Annotated in this window: 22 protein-coding genes; 16 read left to right on the top strand and 6 right to left on the bottom strand. The window is 70.5% G+C overall.

Going from position 1 to position 18,598, the window contains the following annotated elements; genetic code table 11:
* Positions 1–3: 3 nt before the first annotated feature.
* The gene (locus ORI60_RS31415) at positions 4–516 is read right to left on the bottom strand and encodes an SRPBCC family protein (protein ID WP_266041622.1); all 513 of its coding nucleotides are present in this window, start codon (positions 514–516) and stop codon (positions 4–6) included.
* A 104-nt stretch (positions 517–620) separates the two neighbouring features.
* Between ORI60_RS31415 and ORI60_RS31410 the strand changes: the two genes are divergently transcribed.
* The 5 genes from ORI60_RS31410 to ORI60_RS31390 all read left to right on the top strand — a co-directional run bounded on the left by ORI60_RS31410 (position 621) and on the right by ORI60_RS31390 (position 4,139).
* Positions 621–1,910, top strand: a complete 1,290-nt coding sequence (locus tag ORI60_RS31410; RefSeq protein WP_266041621.1) for an ABC1 kinase family protein — start codon at positions 621–623, stop codon at positions 1,908–1,910.
* A 28-nt stretch (positions 1,911–1,938) separates the two neighbouring features.
* The gene (locus ORI60_RS31405) at positions 1,939–2,865 is read left to right on the top strand and encodes a hypothetical protein (protein ID WP_266041620.1); all 927 of its coding nucleotides are present in this window, start codon (positions 1,939–1,941) and stop codon (positions 2,863–2,865) included.
* A gap of 7 nt (positions 2,866–2,872) precedes the next feature.
* Positions 2,873–3,127 (top strand): hypothetical protein, encoded by a 255-nt coding sequence (locus ORI60_RS31400; protein ID WP_266041619.1) that lies wholly within the window; start codon positions 2,873–2,875, stop codon positions 3,125–3,127.
* Positions 3,127–3,666, top strand: a complete 540-nt coding sequence (locus ORI60_RS31395) for a nitroreductase family protein (RefSeq protein ID WP_266041618.1) — start codon at positions 3,127–3,129, stop codon at positions 3,664–3,666. Before ORI60_RS31400 ends, ORI60_RS31395 begins: the two co-directional genes overlap by 1 nt.
* A gap of 116 nt (positions 3,667–3,782) precedes the next feature.
* A complete protein-coding gene (locus tag ORI60_RS31390; protein WP_266041617.1) occupies positions 3,783–4,139 on the top strand; it encodes a hypothetical protein in 357 nt (118 codons plus the stop codon).
* A 137-nt stretch (positions 4,140–4,276) separates the two neighbouring features.
* On the opposite strand, the gene ORI60_RS31385 is transcribed toward ORI60_RS31390, so the two are convergent.
* Complete coding sequence (locus ORI60_RS31385) at positions 4,277–4,861, bottom strand: PadR family transcriptional regulator (protein WP_266041616.1); 585 nt, start codon at positions 4,859–4,861, stop codon at positions 4,277–4,279.
* Between the two features lie 180 nt (positions 4,862–5,041).
* Between ORI60_RS31385 and ORI60_RS31380 the strand changes: the two genes are divergently transcribed.
* Positions 5,042–6,235, top strand: a complete 1,194-nt coding sequence (locus ORI60_RS31380; RefSeq protein ID WP_266041615.1) for an FG-GAP repeat domain-containing protein — start codon at positions 5,042–5,044, stop codon at positions 6,233–6,235.
* A 192-nt stretch (positions 6,236–6,427) separates the two neighbouring features.
* Here ORI60_RS31380 and ORI60_RS31375 read toward each other — a convergent pair whose 3' ends face one another.
* Complete coding sequence (locus ORI60_RS31375; RefSeq protein ID WP_266041614.1) at positions 6,428–6,805, bottom strand: VOC family protein; 378 nt, start codon at positions 6,803–6,805, stop codon at positions 6,428–6,430.
* A 152-nt stretch (positions 6,806–6,957) separates the two neighbouring features.
* Here ORI60_RS31375 and ORI60_RS31370 point away from each other — a divergent pair, with 152 nt between their 5' ends.
* Both ORI60_RS31370 and ORI60_RS31365 read left to right on the top strand, forming a co-directional pair.
* Entirely contained in the window at positions 6,958–7,962 is a 1,005-nt protein-coding gene (locus tag ORI60_RS31370; protein ID WP_266041667.1) for an ATP-binding cassette domain-containing protein, read from the top strand.
* Positions 7,959–8,762: an ABC transporter permease gene (locus ORI60_RS31365; protein WP_266041613.1), complete on the top strand. Its 804-nt coding sequence runs from the start codon at positions 7,959–7,961 to the stop codon at positions 8,760–8,762. The genes ORI60_RS31370 and ORI60_RS31365 overlap by 4 nt, the downstream gene beginning before the upstream one ends.
* A 150-nt stretch (positions 8,763–8,912) precedes the next feature.
* Here ORI60_RS31365 and ORI60_RS31360 read toward each other — a convergent pair whose 3' ends face one another.
* The gene (locus ORI60_RS31360) at positions 8,913–9,344 is read right to left on the bottom strand and encodes an ester cyclase (protein ID WP_266041612.1); all 432 of its coding nucleotides are present in this window, start codon (positions 9,342–9,344) and stop codon (positions 8,913–8,915) included.
* 261 nt (positions 9,345–9,605) lie between these two features.
* On the opposite strand from ORI60_RS31360, the gene ORI60_RS31355 reads away from it, so the two are divergent.
* Positions 9,606–10,823 carry an FG-GAP repeat domain-containing protein gene (locus tag ORI60_RS31355; protein WP_266041611.1) on the top strand — a complete coding sequence of 406 codons (1,218 nt, stop codon included), beginning with the start codon at positions 9,606–9,608 and terminating at the stop codon, positions 10,821–10,823.
* A gap of 115 nt (positions 10,824–10,938) precedes the next feature.
* Here the strand turns inward: ORI60_RS31355 and ORI60_RS31350 are convergent, their stop codons facing one another.
* Positions 10,939–11,328 carry a VOC family protein gene (locus ORI60_RS31350; RefSeq protein ID WP_266041610.1) on the bottom strand — a complete coding sequence of 130 codons (390 nt, stop codon included), beginning with the start codon at positions 11,326–11,328 and terminating at the stop codon, positions 10,939–10,941.
* A 135-nt stretch (positions 11,329–11,463) separates the two neighbouring features.
* Here ORI60_RS31350 and ORI60_RS31345 point away from each other — a divergent pair, with 135 nt between their 5' ends.
* The 7 genes from ORI60_RS31345 to ORI60_RS31315 all read left to right on the top strand — a co-directional run bounded on the left by ORI60_RS31345 (position 11,464) and on the right by ORI60_RS31315 (position 17,177).
* Positions 11,464–12,681 carry a cytochrome P450 gene (locus tag ORI60_RS31345; RefSeq protein ID WP_266041609.1) on the top strand — a complete coding sequence of 406 codons (1,218 nt, stop codon included), beginning with the start codon at positions 11,464–11,466 and terminating at the stop codon, positions 12,679–12,681.
* Positions 12,678–13,286 (top strand): hypothetical protein, encoded by a 609-nt coding sequence (locus ORI60_RS31340; protein WP_266041608.1) that lies wholly within the window; start codon positions 12,678–12,680, stop codon positions 13,284–13,286. Before ORI60_RS31345 ends, ORI60_RS31340 begins: the two co-directional genes overlap by 4 nt.
* A 3-nt stretch (positions 13,287–13,289) precedes the next feature.
* Positions 13,290–14,483, top strand: coding sequence for an ABC1 kinase family protein (locus ORI60_RS31335; protein WP_266041607.1), 1,194 nt, complete (start codon positions 13,290–13,292; stop codon positions 14,481–14,483).
* Positions 14,484–14,555: 72 nt separating this feature from the next.
* Entirely contained in the window at positions 14,556–15,200 is a 645-nt protein-coding gene (locus ORI60_RS31330; protein WP_266041606.1) for a winged helix-turn-helix transcriptional regulator, read from the top strand.
* 83 nt (positions 15,201–15,283) lie between these two features.
* On the top strand, positions 15,284–15,826 hold the full coding sequence (locus ORI60_RS31325) for a hypothetical protein (RefSeq protein ID WP_266041605.1): 543 nt from the start codon (positions 15,284–15,286) through the stop codon (positions 15,824–15,826).
* Position 15,827: 1 nt separating this feature from the next.
* Positions 15,828–16,352 carry a DUF6239 family natural product biosynthesis protein gene (locus ORI60_RS31320; protein WP_266041604.1) on the top strand — a complete coding sequence of 175 codons (525 nt, stop codon included), beginning with the start codon at positions 15,828–15,830 and terminating at the stop codon, positions 16,350–16,352.
* Between the two features lie 159 nt (positions 16,353–16,511).
* A complete protein-coding gene (locus ORI60_RS31315) occupies positions 16,512–17,177 on the top strand; it encodes a response regulator (protein WP_266041603.1) in 666 nt (221 codons plus the stop codon).
* A 116-nt stretch (positions 17,178–17,293) separates the two neighbouring features.
* Here the strand turns inward: ORI60_RS31315 and ORI60_RS31310 are convergent, their stop codons facing one another.
* Positions 17,294–18,493 carry a hypothetical protein gene (locus ORI60_RS31310; RefSeq protein WP_266041602.1) on the bottom strand — a complete coding sequence of 400 codons (1,200 nt, stop codon included), beginning with the start codon at positions 18,491–18,493 and terminating at the stop codon, positions 17,294–17,296.
* Positions 18,494–18,598 lie beyond the last annotated feature (105 nt).

Raw genomic sequence — 18,598 nt, 5'->3', positions numbered from 1 at the left:
CGCTCAGCCGGCGGGACGCCAGCCGAGCGCGGTGGCCATCGCCCTCAACGTGGTGGTCGCGTTGTGCAGCAACACGGTGCGCCGGAACTCGTAGAGCGCGTCCGCGTGGTCCGGCCGCGCCCGCATCGCGTTCACGAGGTGGCTGCCGCCCGGTCCGTGGCGGAACGTCTGCGTGATCAGGGTTCCGCCACCCGGACGTCCGGTGAGCCGGTAGCGCCAGGTGGAGGAGGGCAGCGACGGATCTCCCGCGAAACCGATGACGATCCACGAGAAGCTCTCCGGCCGGCTCACCTCGACCACCTGGCAGGTCACCTCCCACTCCCACTCGCCGGCGCGGTTGCGCGCGTGGAACCGCGCGCCCGGTTCGGCACCGCGTGCGCCGTCGAGCCACGCGACGTGGACGCACTCGGGACTCCACTCGGGCACGCGGGTCGGGTCGGCCACCGCGTCGAACACCTCGGTGGCGGGGGCGTCGACTTCGAGCTCGACGGTCATGGCGAGGGTGGTCACGTCCACGGGGCGCACCTCCGGTCGATGAATCTCCTTGCAGGCTAACGCAAAGGGGATCAGCGCAAGCTGGGACAAGTGTTGTCCTGTCCTGGCGTCCTATAACCGTAGGCATGTTCCAGAGCCTTCAGGTGGTCCCGCGCTTGATCTCCGTGGTCTCGATCTCCCTGTGGCACACGGTGATCGCCGTTCCCGCGGTCGTGGCACGCGCCTGCGTGAGCCGTGCGGAGGCGGGAGTCGTGGTGCGCCGCCGTGCCCGCCGGCTGGTGGTCGCGCTGGGGCCCGCGTTCGTGAAGGGCGCGCAGTTGCTGAGCTCCCGGCGGGACGTGCTGCCCGCCGCCTGGTGCGAAGCGCTGGTGGACCTGCACGACCGGGTGCCGCCCATGCCGGTCCGCGTGGCCAGGAGGGTGCTGCGCTCGGCCTACGGTGGTGATCCGCCCGTCGCCGTCGACTGGGACAGCGTGCGCAGCGGCAGCATCGCCTGCGTCTACCGGGGCGAGCTGGACGGGCGAGCCGTGGCGCTCAAGGTGCGCAGACCCCGTGTGCGCAGGCTGATCGAGCAAGATTTCGCGATCATGCGCGCGGGGGCGGCGGTGATGCAGCGACTGCCGTGGTTTCGCGGCCTGCCCGCGGTCGCGGTGCTGCGCCAGATCGGTGCCGCGGTCGCGGCGCAGGCGGACTTCGACGCGGAGGCCGGCGCACTCGCCGAGCTGCGCGCGTCGCTCGCCGACGTGGACTACCTCCACATCCCGCGCCCCCTGCCCGAGCACAGCGCGCAGGGCGTGCTGGTGATGGAGTTCGTCGACGGACTCGCCCCGCTCGTCACCGCGAGCACGGCCCCCGCGCGACGCGCCGAGCTCGCCCGCCGGGTGCTGTTCTGCGTCTACCGCATGCTGTTCCTCGACGGCCTGGTCCACTGCGACATGCACCCCGGCAACCTCTACCTGGGGCGCGACGGCCGGATAGTGCTGCTCGACGCGGGGTTCGTGGTCCGGCTGGAGCCGAGGGTGCGCAGGCTCTTCGCCGAGTTCTTTATGCACATGGCGCGCGGCGACGGCCCGCACTGCGCGGAGATCCTCCGGGACAGCGCGGAGGGCGTCGCCGAGTGGGCCGACGTCGCCGCGTTCCGCCGGGGGACGATCGCGCTGATCGAGGAGTCGAGCGGCCGCGCGGCCCGTGACTTCAGCCTGGTCCGGTTCGCCACGCGCCTGTTCGACCTGCAGCGCGTCAACGGACTGTTCGCGGCACCCGAGTTCATCTTCCCGTTGCTGGCCCTGCTCGTGCTGGAGGGCCGGATCAACGAGCTCGACGAAGAGGTCGACTTCCAGGCCGAGTCGATCCCCGTGCTCACCAAGGCGGTCATGTCCGGCCTGCTCAAGACCGGTTCACGGGAGCGGGCCTGACGGCCTGTCCCGCCCCACAGGAGGCACCATGCACCCGACCTTCCTCCACGCGTCCCCGCCGTCGATCCCGAAACGCGGACGGCTGGTGGCGCTCAGCGCGCTCGCCGGGTTCGTGCTCACGGTGATCTGGTCGGCGCCGTTCGTCGACCGGGTCATCGGCGACAGCGTCGCGAACTCCGTGCTCGGCCACGACGCCAAGGCCACACCCCTGGACGGAGTGCTGGCGGGCATCGCCTTCGCGTTCGTCACCGGACTGGCCGGCTCCTTCACCGCGTGCAACATCGCGGTGTTCGGCGTCGTGACGCCACTCGTCGGCGACCGGGGCGCGGCCAGGCCGCGCTGGCGCGACTCGCTGCGCGCGCTGGGGTGGATCTGCCTGGGAGCGGTGGGCATCTCCGCCGTCTACGGTGCGCTGGTCGCGATCGTGGGCACCTCCATGCCGCAGTTCGCGACCACGGCGAGCGTGGCCGGTGTGCTCAGCCCGCGCCAGGTCCAGTCGATGATCGTGTTCGGTCTCATCGGCGTCGCGTTCATCTACCTCGGCCTCGCCGCGCTGCGCCTCGTGCCCGACCCGTTCGCCCGCGTCCGGCTGCGCCACCCCGCGGTGCCGCTCGTCGTGATGGGGGTGCTGGTCGGTGCCCTGCTGATCGGGCGGCCGTTCCCGTTGTTCCGGATCATGTTCCGGCACGCGGCCGAGAGCGGGAACGTGCTCTACGGGATGTCCGCGTTCGTCCTGCAGTCGCTGGGGAACCTGGTGATCGCCGCCGTGGTGTTCCTGGTGCTGGCACACGGCACCGGCGGCCGCGTGCAGCGCTGGCTGGCGGCCAGGCCCGGACGCACCGAGCGGATCACCGCCGTCGCGTTCCTCGTGTTCGGCACGTTCACCCTGCTGTACTGGGACCTGCGGTCCCTCGGCCGGGCCGGGCTCATCTGGTACCCGGCCGTGGGGTGGTGAGGGCCGGATGTCGACGCGGCTGAACACCCGCCCGGTGCTGACGGTCGTCACCGCGGTCGTGCTCGTGTACTGGGCCGAGCTCCTGATGAGACTCGGGCAGACCTACCTGCTCCACCTGCCCGAGGCGTATGCGCGAGGGCTGCTCGGCCTGGTGTTGCCGTGGCTGGCGGAATCCGGGTGGGTGCACCACGGCTTCGCGCTCGTCGCCCTCCTCGGGTGCCTGGTGTCGCACCGCGAGGCGGCGCGCGCCGAGGCGACCTGATGACAGCCGCATCCGGTCCGGGCATTCCGGCCGAGACGTGTGTGCGGCTGTTCGACGCGGCCCGTTCGTCGGAGTCCGCCTGGAACCGGCAACCGTGGCGGTTCGTCCTGGGCAGGTGTGCGGACCCGACCTTCCAGACGTTGTTCTCGGCACTCGCCGAGGACAACCGCCTCAGGGCGCACACCGCCGTCGCGTTGGTCCTGGCGGCCGTCCGCACCACCGACGAGACGGGCAAGCGGATGCGCGGCACCGAGTACGAGCTCGGCCTGGCGGTCGGAGGCCTGACGGCCAGGGCGCGCGCCGAGGGCCTGCAGGTGCGGCAGTACGGAGGGTTCGACCGCGCGGCGGTCCGCGACGCGCTCGCCGTACCGGACACGCACGACCTCGTCACGGTGGTCGGGCTGAGGTGGGCGCGGCCCGGCCACGTCCGTCCGGCCGCGCGAATGTCGTTGTCCGACATCGTGTTCTCCGGCCGCTGGGGCTCACCCGCCGATCTCGCAACCGGGAAGAGACGCTTCTCCGCCGAATCACGATACTGAGGAACAGCGATGTTTCCTCACCGGCCGGAGAATGGCGTGCAATGGAGTTTCTGCAACTGGGTGGGCCCATAGCGGCGGTCATCACCGCGTTTCTGAGCTTCGTCGGTGCACGGCGGATGATCAGGCACGAAAGAGCCAAGGAAGAGCTGCGGCACGCCGAACAGCAACGCGCGGAGGAGCTGGTCCGGCAGCGGGCCGCCGACAACCTGGTGGACCAGGCGAGAGCGGCGGTGGCGGCCGAGCGGGACCAGTTGCTGGGCCGCTGGCAGCAGACCCTCGACGAGGCCCACGAGGAGCGCCGGCGCCTCGTCGAGGACCACCGCGTCGAGATCGAACGGGTGCGTCAGCAGGCGCGCTGGGAGGTGGACCGGGTGCGTCGCGAGTCGGCCGTCATCGTCAGTCAGCTGCGCGCCCAGTTCGCCGAACGGATCGGCGACCGCGACGAGCCCCGGCGCATCGAGCAGAAACGCTAGGCCGTGTCCCGGAAGTCCCGCCGGGCGCCTGTCACCGGACGCACTTCCGGGACGCGGCCTGGCGGCGCTTGCCCGCACGTTCCGCCGGGCAGCACCACCGGTCGCAGTTCGAGGGCGGATCAGTGCCCGCCCGCCGGTCAGTCCTGCTCCCGCGGCCCGGTCTCCATGCGGTCGAGGTCGGCCAGCACGGTGTCGATCGCGGTGATCTCGGCGGCGAAGTAGGCGGAGCCCCAGGTGGCGACCAGCGCCGGGTACGGCAGCGTCTGGTCCAGCTCGGTCCTGAGCAGGGTGAGCCCGTTCGTCTGCTCCACGGCCCAGTCGCGGTACTCGGTGAGGACCTCGCGCAGCCTGTCGTGGTTGGTCTGGTGACCGAAGAACAGGCGCAGCGCGACGGAGTGCTTGAGCAGCGGAGGCCCGACGGGGGCGTGGTTCAGCCATTCGCGGAAGACCTTCAGACCGGCGTCGGTGATCCGGTACAACCGCTTGTCCGGGCGGCTCTTCTGCTCTTCCAGGTGCACCTCGACGAGCCCGTGCTCCAGCAGCCGGCGCAGCTCCAGGTAGATCTGGCTCTGCGCGGGGCTCCAGTAGAAGTAGCGCATGTTCATCGCCCACTTGCGCAGGTCGTACCCGGTCACCTCCTGACCGAACGACAGCAGGCCGAGCACTGCGTACGCCGTCGCGGGCAGCGCCGGGTCCTGGCTGGGCACTTCTTCCTGCGCCACGGTGTCTCCTGCGTCCTGACGTGCGGTGAGCGGTTCCACGACAGTCTGCCATCCCGCCGTTCGTCCTAAGCGGACCCGCGGTGCCGCGAGGGTTTGGCAAGACGGGATAAGCGACTCCGGCGGGGCGCGGGCTATCAATCGAGTAGAGCGAAAAGGCACGCCACCGCAAGGAGAATCCCGATGGCACATCCCACCACGGCCCGGCACGCCAGGAGCAGCTCCGCGGCCGTGATCGTGTTCACGGCGGCTCTCATCGTTTCCTGCACGGGCGGAAGCGACAAATCGGGCCAGCCGCCTCCCGGCACCCCGCCCTCGCCCACGGCCCCGGCAGGACCCGCGCTGTCGTTCACGACCTCGGCGAGCAGCCCGGTCGGCGACAACCCGCGGGCGATCTCGGCCGCGGACTTCGACCGCGACGGCGCCCTCGACCTCGTCACGGCGAACCTCGGACCGGGCGACGCCTCCGTGCTCTTCGGTGACGGCAGGGCGGGTGTCCGCGAGGTCGTGACGATCCCGGCCGGTCCGGCGGCCCTGCGCAACGTGACCGCGGACGTCGACGCGGACGGCAACGCCGACGTGGTCACGATCAACGTCAGCGACGAGACCGTCACCGTGCAGCGCGGTGACGGCAAGGGCGGGTTCACCGCGCCGACCGTCCACGCCGCGGGAGACGGTCCGTCCGGAGTGGCCGCCGCCGACCTCGACGGCAACGGGAGCCTGGACCTCGCGACCGCCAACTACGACGGCGACAACGTGAGCGTCATGCTCGCCGACGGCAGCGGCGGGTTCGCCGCACCGGTGCACCTGCCCGCGGGCAACGGTCCCGCCGACATCGTCGCCGCCGACTTCAACGGCGACGGGCGAACGGACCTGGTGTCCGGCAACCACCACTCGGACGACGCCGGAGTCCTCCTCGGCAACGGCGACGGCACGTTCGCCCCCGTGGTCTCCGCCAAGGCGGGCAACGGTCCACACGGGATCGTCACGGCCGACTTCAACGCCGACGGGAACGCCGATCTCGCCACCCCCGACTACGAGGGCGACACGGTGTCCGTGCTCCTCGGCGACGGCAAGGGCGGGTTCGCGGCTCCGCTCGTGATGCCGGCCGGCGACGGTCCGACCGGGATCACGGCCGCCGACCTCGACGGTGACGGCGACGCCGACGTGGCGTCCGCGAACTTCGAGTCCGACAACGTCTCGGTCTTCGCGGGCGACGGCCGCGGGGGGTTCTCCGCCGCGCTGACGGTGCCCGCCGCGGACGGCACGATCAAGATCGTGGCGGCCGACCTGGACGGCGACGGCAAGCCGGACCTGGCCACGGCGAACTCCCACGCCGACAACGTCGTGGTGCTCCGCAACGCCACCGGGAGCTAGCCCGTGTCCCGGAAGTCCCGCCGGGCGGCGGCAGCGGCCGAGGGCCCCGGAGACGACACCGCCGCGACGGCCCGGTTCGAGGGCATCGCGGCGGCGCCGTTTCCGGGCCTCTCGCCCGCGCCTGCCACCGGGCGTACCTCCGGGACACGGCCCAGGACCGGGCTGTCGCGAACGCGGACTTCGGCCCATGCCCTAGTTCCGGGGTTCCCACAGCTCGAACCAGTTCCCCTCCGGGTCGCACGCCCAGGCGAACCGCCCGTAGTCGTACTCCTCGATCTCGTCCCTGACGGGCGTGCCGGTGTACCGCAGCCGGGCGAGCACGGCGTCGAGGTCGGCGACGCGAAAGTTGATCATCACCTGCTGCGCGGGGTTGTGGAAGTACTCGGTGTCCTCCGGAAACGGGCCCCACACCGTCGGACCGGCCTGCTGCTCCCACATCCGCTCCTCGCCGGTCTGGTCGCCGTCTCCGGGGCTGATCGGGATGCCGAGGTTCTCGTGGTACCACCGGGCCTGGGCACGCGGGTCCTTCGCGCGGAAGAAGACACCGCCGATGCCCTGGACGAGGTCCATGTCGTCTCCAGTCGTTGTCCGTCGTGTCCGAAAGGTGCAGTCTGTGTGACAAACAGTCATACCGATTGTATGATGTTTAGTCATATGCCGCCCAGCGAGGCGTGTGGTTCCGGAGGGGTGAGCCGGCATACGAGCCCGGCGGAGAGGCGATGATGACCGCAGCGATCGTGGCTCGGGAAGTCGTGAAGAAGTACGCGTCCGTGACGGCGCTGGACGGCTTCGACCTGGAGGTCGCCGAGGGAACGGTGATGGGCCTCCTCGGTCCGAACGGAGCCGGCAAGACCACGGCGGTCAGGGTCTTCGCCACCCTCATCCAGCCGGACAGCGGCCACGTCGAGGTCGCCGGGATCGACGTGGTGGCCAACCCGCGCGCGGTGCGTGAGGTGATCGGCCTGTCGGGCCAGTACGCCGCGGTCGACGAGCTGCTGACGGGGTACGAGAACCTGGAGCTGATCGGCCGGCTCTACCACCTGGGCAAGAAGGGTGCGAAGGCGCGCGCCGAGGAGCTGCTCGAGCAGTTCGACCTGACCGAGGCGGCGGGCAGGCGGCTCAAGGAGTACTCCGGCGGCATGCGCCGGCGTCTCGACCTCGCGGGCGCGCTGGTGCGCAGGCCGAAGGTGCTCATCCTCGACGAACCGACGACGGGCCTCGACATCCGCAGCCGTGAGGCCACGTGGGACGCCATCGGTGAGCTCGTCGCGTCGGGCAGCACGCTGCTGCTCACGACGCAGTACCTGGAGGAGGCCGACCGGCTGGCCCACCGCATCGCGGTGATCGACCACGGCAGGCTGATCGCGAACGGCACGGCCGACGAGCTCAAGGACCAGGTCGGTGGCCACCGGCTCGAGGTGACGCTGAGCGATGCGGCCGACCTCGACCACGCCCGCGCCGTGCTGGCCCCGATCGGGCACGGCGAACCCGTTGCCTCGCAGGAGGACCGCCGGGTGGTCGTGCCGATCGCGGCCGCCGGGGGAGTGCTGGTCGACGGTGTGCGCAGGCTCGACATGGCCGGCGTCGAGGTGGTCGACGCCTCGGTGCGCAGGCCCACGCTGGACGACGTCTTCCTCGCCCTCACGGGGCACCGGGCGGACAAGGCCGGGCAGAACGGCGAAGGCGTGAAGGCCGGGGAGACGAAGAACGAGGAGTCTGTTCGATGAGTGCGGTGGGACTCGCCGTCGGTGACGGCGTGGTGCTGGCGAAGCGCAACCTCACCAGGACGCTGCGCGTGCCGGACCTGATGATGTCGTCGCTGATCATGCCGATCATGTCGACGCTGCTGTTCGCCTACATCTTCGGCAGCGCCATCCAGGTGCCGGGCGTGTCGTACACCGAGTTCCTGCTCGTCGGTGTGTTCGTGCAGACCGTGGTGTTCAACTCGGTGATCACCGGCTCGGGGCTGGCCGAGGACATCCAGAAGGGCATCGTCGACCGCTTCCGGTCGCTGCCGATCTCGCCGTACTCCGTCCTCATCGGACGGACGATCAGCGATCTCGCGAACAACGTGCTGTCGATCGTCGTCATGGTCGTGACGGGCTTGCTCGTCGGCTGGCGCATCGACAGCTCACCGGGCGAGGCGGCGGTGGGTTTCCTGCTGCTGCTGTTGTTCGCGTACGCGCTGTCGTGGATCCTGGCCGTGGTGGGGCTGTCGGTGCGGGCGCCGGAGGTGGTGACGAACGCCAGCTTCATGATCATCATGCCGTTGTGCTTCATCGCCAACACCTACGTCAGCCCGGAGGGTTTCCCGGCGGTGCTGCGGGTGATCGCCGAGTGGAACCCGGTGTCCGCGGTGACCCAGGCGGTGCGGCAGCTGTTCGGCAACACCAATCCTGACTTCCCGCCCGGTGAGGCGTGGCCGTTGCAGAACCCGATCCTGGCGTCGTTCCTGTGGATCGTGGTGATGCTCGTGGTGTTCATGCCGTTCGCGACCAGCCGTTACCGCAAGGCCGTCGCCCGCTGACGGTTCCAGCCCTCCGCGCGCACGGACTCCGTTCCTTCGCGCGGGGCGCGGTGCGCAGAACATTATGACCAGCGTGTTCGCGCCGGCGCCCGCTGCCGGTACCCCCCCCCCGCGCCCCCGCACTGGTCCGGGGCCCGCGGAGGGCTGTGCTCAGAACTTGAGGCCGAGCTGGTTCGCCACGGTCAGGAAGTCGTAGTAGAGCGTCCCCTTGGAAATCCTGCCGTCGCGGAACTCGTAGAGCTCGCAGCTCAGTCCGCGGACCCGGTTGCCCGTCGGCGGGTGTTCTCCACCACCGGGCAACGGGAACGGCGCCGTGTGCGTGCCCTCGTTGACCACCTCCGCGACCGCGAAGTCACCCTTCACCACCAGGGACTGGATCGTCGTCCGCGCGTCGGGCAGCGGGATCCTGTTCGCCGCCTGCCGCTGCTTCCAGCCCGCGGGTCCGCGCACCACTTCGCCCGAGGGCACGTCGATGCCCTCGTAGTCCTCGGTGAGCAGCGCGCTCGCCCCGTCGAGGTCGTTGTCGTTGAACTTCTGGTAGAGCGCGCGCAGCGTCTCTTCGTTGCGGAGTTCGTTCGTCACGCCGCCTTCTCCGTCCCGGCCCGCGAGCAGGCCGTGCGCAAAATCGCCGAGCTTTCGTCCGAATGATTCGATGTCGCTCATCTCTCCCCGTTTCCAGGCAGGTGTACGACCCGTTCTACGGTGCGTCGCCGAGCCTTTCTTCTTCTGGCGTGCTGAATGTGCACTCCGCGTTCTCCGCTTTTGGGCAAGCGATGAAAAGCCTGGTGGCCGCCCTGCGGCTGACACTGGAAAACGCAGCTGATCGAGTGCGAGGAGAAGCACATGGGCGCCGCGATGCGCGTTACCCGAAAAGTGGCCGGATCTCTGGTGGCGCTGCTGCTGGTCGCCGGCTGCACCACGAGGTCCGAACCGAACTCCCCGCCGGGCACGTCGTCCGACGCCCGGCCGACGGCGACCGTGCCCTCCGCCGGGACCCCGGCGCCGGTACCGCTGCCGGTCCCGCAGGCGTCGTTCGCGGCGGCCGCGGCGTTCAAGGCGGGTGACGCCTCGGCGGACATCCTGGCGGCAGACCTGAACGACGACGGCGCCCTGGACCTGGCGACGCCCAACTACAACTCCAACGACGTGGCCGTGCTGATCGCCGACGGCAAGGGCGGCTACGCGCCGCCACTCGTCCTGCCGGCGGGCCGCACCCCGAACGGTCTGGCGTCCGGCGACTTCAACTCCGACGGACATGCGGACCTCGTCGCCGCGAACCTCGGGTCCGACGACATGTCGCTGTACCTCGGCGACGGCACCGGGAAGTTCGGCGAGCCGAGCACCTTCCCGGCGGGCGACGGACCGGCCCGCGCCGTGGCACGGGACTTCAACGGCGACGGTTTCCTCGACCTGGTGACCCCCAACCTCAACGGCGACGACGTGACGGTGATGCTCGGGGACGGCAAGGGCGCGTTCGCCGCACCTGCCCACCACCCGGCGGGTGACGGCGCGCTGAGGCTGTCGGTCGCGGACCTCGACGGCGACGGGAAGCTCGACCTCGCGGTGTCGAACTACAACTCCGGCGACGTCACCGTGCTCAAGGGCGACGGTGGCGGCCGGTTCGGTCCGCCCACGGCCTTCAGGGCGGGCGACACCTCGGCCGGCGCCGCGCTCGCCGACTTCAACAGCGACGGTGCGCTCGACGTCGTCAGCGCCCTCTACGAGGTGGACCAGATCGCCGTTCTGTTCGGTGACGGCAAGGGGGGCTTCGGCGGCCCGGTCGTGCTCGGCTCGGGTGAGCACCCGTCCGACACGGGTGTCGGCGACTTCAACGGCGACGGGTTCGCGGACATCGTCGCGCCCAACTTCGACTCCGACGACGTGAGCCTGCTGCACGGCGACGGCAACGGAGGGTTCGCCGCCCCGGTCAGCATCAAGGTCGGCGCCGGTGCCCCCGCGATCGTGGTCACCGACTTCAACGGCGACGGCAAGGCCGACTTCGCGACGGCGGACTCGCTCGCGGACACGGTCTCGGTGCTGCTCAACACCACCGGCGGCTGACGCCGGCCCTGGGTTCTCGTTCCCCCTCATCCAGGGCCTGGCCGCGACCGCCGTGCCAGAAGGGGTTCTCCGCCGGTGTGGTCACCCGGCGGGGAACCCCTCGTTCTGCCGCGCGTCACGAAGACCAGAGACCCACGTGGTTGCCGTCCGGATCGCGGATGACGGCGCACAGCCCGTGGGCGCCACCGATGTTCATGAGCGGGCGGTGCAGCGTGCCGCCCGCCGCCAGCGCCAGCTCGACGGTCTCCGGGATGTCGTCCACGTACAGGTACACCACGCTCGACTCGCGGCCAACGGTCTCGTCCGGCGTGGTCGTGCGGGCGATGCCGCCGTTGCCGCTCTCGCCGTTGGCGGTCTTGATGATGAGGTAGCCGTCGAGGCTCTCGTCGGCGTCGCCGATCGGGTCGAACGTCCACCCGAACACCGTGCCGTAGAACTCCGCCGCTCTGGTGACGTCGCGAACGTGGATCTCGAACCAGGCCAGCGCGCCGCGGTGCAGGGACATCGGGTCCTCCGTTGCTCAATGTCACTATCGCAAACTCAAGCGAAAGAGAAGAAAAGCTAGCTGCAAGAACTTTTCTGGTTGACTCAGTATATGAAAAATAAGTAATCTTGTCTCCTCCGGACAGAGGAGTTCGCGATGACCCAGCTCGCCGGACACCCGACCCCGGTCGCGTGCTTCGACCCCTCGGCTCCCGAGGTCCAGCGCGATCCGTACCCCTACTACCACTGGCTGCTGCGGAACGACCCCGTCCACCGCGGTGTGAACGGGATCTGGTTCGTGTCGCGCTACGACGACGTGCGAGCTGTTCTCGGTGAGGACCGCCTTGTGCGCCAAGGCATCCGGGACTTCTGGTCGCAGCTCGTCGGCCCCGGTCCGCTGAGCGGCATCCTCAGCAGGACGGTGCTGTTCCAGGACGAACCGGACCACAGCCGGTTGCGGGCGCTCATCACGCCCGCGTTCGCGCCCCGAGCGCTCCGGTCGCTCGTGCCGAAGATCGACCAGCTCGTCGACGAGCTGGTCGACCCGTCGGCGGGGGAGCTCGACGTCATCAACGACGTCGCGTATCCGCTGGCACTGGGCGTGATCTCGACCGTGCTCGGCCTTCCCGCGAAAGACGCGAACCTGATCCGTGCGTGGTCGTTGCGCATCGGGCCGACCCTCGACCTCGCGGCCGGGCCGGACGAGATCGCCGACGGCCAGGTGGCGATGGCCGAGCTGACCGACTACCTCACGGACCTGTTGCGGGTGCGCGGGAGTTCCGGCGATCTGCTCGGAACCCTGTGCGCGGACGGCTCCGCCAGTCGCGAGGAGGTCGTCGCCATGGTGGTCACGCTGATCTTCGCGGGCCACGAGACCGTGACCAACCAGATCGGCAACGGTGTGCTGGCGCTGGCGCGGCACCCCTCCCAGCTCAGCCTGTTGCGCGCACTGCCGGACCTGATACCGGACGCGGTGGAGGAGATGCTGCGCTTCGACTCGTCCGTCCAGTCCAACAGCCGGCAGCTCGTGGACGACCTCGAACTGCGGGGGAGGACGTTGCGGCGCGGCGAGCTCGTGGTCGCGCTCATGGGCGCCGGGAACCGGGATCCGGAGCGGTTCGCGGATCCGGACCGGTTCGACGTCACCAGGAGCGGGGTCCGTCCGCTGTCGTTCGGCAGCGGGATGCGGCACTGCGTCGGCGCGATGCTCGCCCGGCTCGAGCTCGCCGCGGTGTTCCGCGCCCTTGTGCGGTTGCCCGGCTGGGTCCTGAAGAAGAACCCCGACGAACTCCAGTACCAGCGCAGCACGATGTTCCGCGGCGTGCTGACGCTTCCGATCGCCTTCACGGCCCAGAACCCCGGGAGAGAGCCATGACCGTCGACGCAGCGCCCGACCGCTCCGATCCGCTGGTCGTGCCGAACAGCCAGCACCACGTGGGACTCAGCATCCGCGGCCAGCTCACCGTGCTCTTCTCCGACGGCGAGACGCTGGACTGCGCGGACGTCAAGGGTCTGAGCGCGGTGCGCAGCGCACAGGAGATCACCACCCTGCCCGACGGACGGCCGCGGATCGCCGTCACCCGCCTGATGACGCACTTCCACTCCAACGAGACAGGGCTGCTCATCCAGCAGAACCCCGCCCGCCCCAACCTCGGGGTCCTCACCGGGCTGCGGCCGGGAGGGGCGGAGGCGCTGCTGCCGGCGGACGTCGTCTTCGAGCAGTACCTGATCATCAGCCTGCGTGGACGCCTGTACCTGAACCTCGACCCGCTGGTCATGGAGGCCAAGGCGATCACCACGTTCCCGCCCGTCGGCACCACCTTCCTGTCCCGCACGCCGACGACGTTCTACGACGTGGCGGAACTGGAGGGCGGCCTGTACGCCACCGCGGCCGGCTCGGCGAAGCCACGACTCGCGCTGGCGTCGACGAGCGTGTGCGGCAGCCACGTCACGCACGAGATCGACGTGCCGACGGACTGACAGGTGCGCGCGGCAGTCGTCCTGAGGGCTTTCGAGATCCTGGTGGTGCTGACGTTCGCGGGTGTCCGGGCGCTGTTCTCGCGCAGGCGAGCGGACCTGCTGGCGGACGTCGTCGTGCGGCTCGGGCCGACGTTCCTCAAGGTGGCCCAGCTGCTCGGCACACGGGTGGACGTCGTGCCGCTCGAGGTGTGCCGTGCGCTCGCCCGTGTGTACGACGACCTGCCCGCGGTACCGGTTTCCGAGGCGGAGCAGCGGTTTCCTGCTCGGTTGCGCGCCGACCTCGTGGGAGTGGTGCCTGCCGCGGCCGGGAGCATCGCGTGCGTCTACCGGGGCGAACTGCGGGACGGCCGCCACGTCGCGATCAAGGTCCGCCGGCCGGGCATCGACCGGGTCGTCGCGCGCGATCTCGCGGTGCTCGGCTCGGTGGCGCGGCTCGCGGAGTCCCTGCGCGTGCTGGGCGGGATGCCGGTGGTGGACGTCGTCGGCGAGGTCGGGGACGCGGTGCGCCAGCAGCTCGACTTCGGCGCCGAGGCCGCGGCACTGCGGGAACTGGGCGCGAACCTCGTTGCGGTGGCCGGTGTCCGGGTGCCTGACGTGATCGACGAGTACTGCGGGCCGGACGTGCTCGTCATGGAGCACCTGCCGGGGTTGCGCGACGGGGCTGTGTCCGCGGAGGCGAAGCGCGCCGCGACGATCACCGCACTGCGCGCCGTCTACCAGATGATCTTCCTGGACGGACTCGTCCACTGCGACCTGCATCCCGGCAACCTGTACGCGATGCCGGACGGCTCGGCGGTGATCGTCGACGCGGGCTTCTGCCGCAGGATGACCGAATCGGGCAGGCGGGCGTTCGCCGGCTTCTTCTACCGGATGACCCGGGGCGACGGTGCCGCCTGCGCGGACGTCGTGCTGGCCACGGCCACCGCCACCGCGCGGTCGGACCCCGAGGGGTTCCGCACCGGGATGATCCGGCTCGTCGAGTCCGCGACGCGCGACTCGGTCGCGGACTTCGACCTGGTGCCGTTCACCGTCCGGCTCTTCGCGCTCCAGCGCGAGCACGGGCTCGCCGCGGATCCGGCGTTCGTGTTCCCGATCCTGTCGCTCGTGGTGCTGGAGGGCACGTTGCGGGAGGTGTGCGCGGACGTCGACTTCCAGACGGAGGCGCTTCCGTTCGTCCTGCGCGGCATGATGACCTGAACGGCCGGTCCGCTGTGGACCGTTCAACTCGGTGTTAGAATCGATAGCGAGTTGAACGGTGGGACAGCCTCGGTGAAACGTGACTACGGCCAGTTCTGCGGACTTGCCGCCGCGCTGAACGTCATCGGCGAGCGCTGGACGCTGCTCGTGGTGCGCGAGCTCCTGATCGGCCCGGCGCGCTTCACCGAGTTGGCCGACAACCTCCCCGGAGCCGGGCCGAACCTCCTGTCGGACCGCCTGCGCACGCTGGTGGAGCACGGCGTGGTCGAGCAGTCGTCCGTGGAAGGCGACGGGCGGGCGCGGCAGTACCACCTGACGGACCTCGGCGAGGAGCTTCGCGGGCCGGTGCTGGCGATGGCGAACTGGGGACTGGGGTTTCTCCGCGAGGAGGACCGTGCCGGTGAGGTCCGGGCGGAGTGGGGTTTCCTGGCCGTCCAGTCGATGATCGTCGAGTCCGCGATCCCGGACGTCGACGAGGTCTACGAGTTCCAGGTCGGCGAGGAACCGTTCGTGATCGAGGTGAGGGGCGGCGCCGTCGCCTTCAGCCGCGGTCGTGCCGAGCGACCCGACCTGACGGTCGAATGCGACGCCGACACGTTCGTCAGGGTCGGCGCGCGGATGCTGTCGCCGTTCGAAGCGATCGCGACCGGAGACGTGCGCATCAAAGGCAGAACCGAGTCGGTGCGCCGCTGCGTTCTCCTGCTCGGGCTGAACTGATCCGCGCAATCTGGGAGAAGGGGCCCGTACCGCCCCGTCGGTAACGTCCGACCTGATCTTGGCTTCCCGGACGGAGCTGACACATGATTACTCATACCGGGGCGTGGCCGGCCCATGGCTCGCTCAACGAGCGCTGGCACCGGCTCGCCCTCAACCTCTTCATGGTCGTGGTGCTCGCGCACTGGGCAGAACACATCGTGCAGGCGGTGCAGGTGTTCGTGCTCGGCTGGCCGCGCCCGCAGGCGGGCGGTGTGCTCGGCCTGTGGATCCCGTGGCTGGTGACGTCGGAATGGATGCACTACGGCTACGCCGTCATCATGCTCGTGGGCTTCTTCGCACTGGCGCCCGGTTTCACCGGACGTGCGAAGAAGTGGTGGAAAACCGCGTTGTGGATCCAGTTCTGGCACCACTTCGAGCACTTCCTCCTGCTCCTGCAGGCGATCACCGGCCGCAACCTGCTCGGGTATCCGCAACCGATGAGCATCCTGCAGCTGGTGCTGCCGCGCGTCGAGCTGCACCTGTTCTACAACCTGGTCGTGTTCGTCCCGATGGTGGTCGCCGTCTACCTCCACCTGCGTCCCTCGCGGGAGGACCGCGCCGAGATGCGCTGCACCTGCGCGGCCTGAGGTGCACGACCACGGCTCGGCGGTGCCCGTGCTCGTCGGGCCGGTGCTGCTCTACCTGATGCTCTACTTCTCGGTGCCGGCGGTGGCGGGCTTCGCGCTGATGCGGATCACCACGCCACCGCCGCGCCGGGCGGACGCGCTGCTGGTGACCGGGGCGTCCACCACGGCGTTCCTGGTGGCCATGCTGCTCGTTCCCGCGTTCGGGCTGCCACCGCAGGCGACCGTCCTCCTGCTCGTCGCCGGCATCGTGCCGTTCGTCGTCTGGTGGCGAGCACCGCATCTGCTCGTCCCCGTGACGGTGGTCGCGCCCTGGCTCGTGGCCGCCGCCACCGTCACCGGACTGCTCCGCGCACCGGCCGACCTGCCCGGCAGTTTCACCGCCGCGCTCACCGCCGTGTCCTGGCTGACCTTCTGCTCGCCGCGGTCACGCGCGGGCCGAGTCGTGCTGCGGGTGACGGCCGGCGCGCTCGCGCTGACGGTGGTCGCGATCACCGCGAAGGTCGCCGCAGACGGCGGCTGGCGGTAGTCGCCGAGTTCGATCCGCCTCCGGACGGCTCGGTCACCGTGCACTGTGCGAAACCGCCGGTGGAGAACCGGCCCGAGCGCCGGTTCTAACGGTCGTCTCAGGTCCGCTCGGTAGGAAGTAGGCATCACCGGGCGACGCGGACCTGGAAGGCGGCCGTTCATGATCTCCGTGCTCGTGGTGGACGCCCAGCCGCTGCAGCGCCTCGGGTTCCGCATGCTGCTGGAGAGCACGCCCGACACCGAGGTCGTCGGCGAGGCCGAGAACGGCGCCGAGGCCGTTCGGCGCACCACCGAGCTGCATCCCGACGTGGTGCTGATGGACATCCGCACGCCGGGCGCCGACGGGATCGAGGCCACCCGGCGCATCGCCACCGCCGGTGGGCGTTCGCGGATCCTCGTGCTGACGACGTTCGACGTGGACAGGTACGCGTTCGCCGTGCTGAGGGCCGGGGCGAGCGGGTGCCTGCTCGAGGACACCCGCCCGGAGGAGCTGCTCGCCGGCATCCGGGCCGTCGCCGCCGGGGACGCGGTGATCGCGCCGGCGCTGACTCGCCGGCTGCTCGACGCGGCCGCCGACCGGCTCGACGACGACCTCTGCGGGGCCGTGCGGGACGATCCCCGGCTGAGCTCCCTGACCGGCCGCGAACGCGAGGTCCTCGTCGCCATCGGCCACGGCCTCACCAACGGCGAGATCGCGCGGCGGTTCACGCTGTCGGAGTCGACGGTGAAGACCCACGTCGGGCGGGTCCTCGCCAAGATCGGTGCACGGGACCGGATCCAGGCCGTCATCCTCGCCTACGACCTGAGACTCACCCGGCCGGTCTAGCGCTTCTCCGACTCCCGGCCGCTCCGAGGCCGTGCACAGGATCACGATCCGGCCTGCACGCCTCTCGCCGCTGGAGCCGTTGCCCCAGAACGGGTTCACCCGTGTTCGGCCCTTCGTCACGACTCGCGGGGGGAGACCGTCATGATGCCCGCGCACATCTCGTCGCTGGTGCCGTCGCCCCACACCACGTAGCGCGGCGGCAGCTTGCTCAGCTGCGGCAGCCGTTTGCGCAGCCCCGCGTCGTGCGTGCACGTCACCCGCAACGTGTCCCCAGGACCGATCTCCACCGGCTCCGGCAGCTTCACCAGCCGCTGGTCGTCGAAGTCGAACTGCGGCACGTCCAGCACGATCCTGGCGTTCGGCCTGCCCGGGTTGAGCTCGACCTTGATGGCCCGCCCGAGCAGGTGCATGTGGCCGAACCCGGCGAACAGCGTCACCGGCTCCGGCACAGCGTGGTCGCAGGTCTGGGTGTCACCGGGCTTCGGCGCGCTCTGGCCGCACTCCTCCAGCTGCTCGTCCGCCGTGGCACCGACCTCCGCCCCGAACCTCTTCGTCACGTCCGCGATCGAGGCCGCCCGGTCGCAGAGCGGACCCGACTCGTCGGGGGTGCAGGGCAGGTCGGTCGGCGCGTCGAGCGGCCACGTGACGAACTCCCGGGTCCGCGGCGTGCCGTCCGTCAGCCGCAGCCGCACCGCCGAGCGGTCGGACCCGGCCGGCTTGCCGTCGGTCGCGAGCAGGTTGTAGTGGAGCTGCAGGACGATCAGGCTGCCCGGTTCGAGCTTGAAGCCGGCGTCCTCGGTGAACAGCGTCTCCGCGGCACCCGGCGCCCAGGTGTCCACCCACGCCGCCTCTCCCTCCTCCACCTCGGCGCCGGCCACGCCGGTCCCGCCGAAGCACTGCCAGCCGAGGCCGGGGGTCCTCGCGTCCTGTTCGCGCACCGCGGCGGCGCCGCCCGGCGGCACGGCGTACACGATGGCGTGGTGCGCGATGGCGGCGTTCTCCGGCGTGACCTGGGTCCCGGTGATGAACGCGGTCTTGGTCAGACCCGGATCGATCACCTGGCACCGGTACTCGTCCGTGCCGCCGCCCTCCGGCGGCGCGGGCGTGTAGGCCTCGGCCATCTTCAGGTCGACGAACCGCTCGCCGGCGCGCAGCGGCTGCGGTGCGGCCGGCGACTTGCCCGCGTGCGCGTTGTACGAGCCGGCCGCGGTGGGCGCCGCACCGCGGCCGGCGTCCGACCCGCAGGCGGCGACGGCGAACGTCAGCGCCGTGGTGGCCACCCCGAGCCTCCACAGTGGACCAACAGGTTTCCTCATGCCTGAACGCTAGGCCTGATCCCGTCCCGTTTCGTCCTACCGCGGTCGTCATCTCCGGGAGGGAGGCGGTACGACGGTACTACCTCCCGGGAGGCTCGGCGCCGT

Origin of the sequence: Lentzea sp. NEAU-D7, assembly GCF_026242055.1 — a bacterium.
In the GTDB taxonomy this organism is placed as follows: Bacteria; Actinomycetota; Actinomycetes; order Mycobacteriales; family Pseudonocardiaceae; genus Lentzea.
The sequence above is the reverse complement of the archived record's forward strand: the minus strand, read 5'-3'. Positions and strand labels throughout refer to the sequence as shown.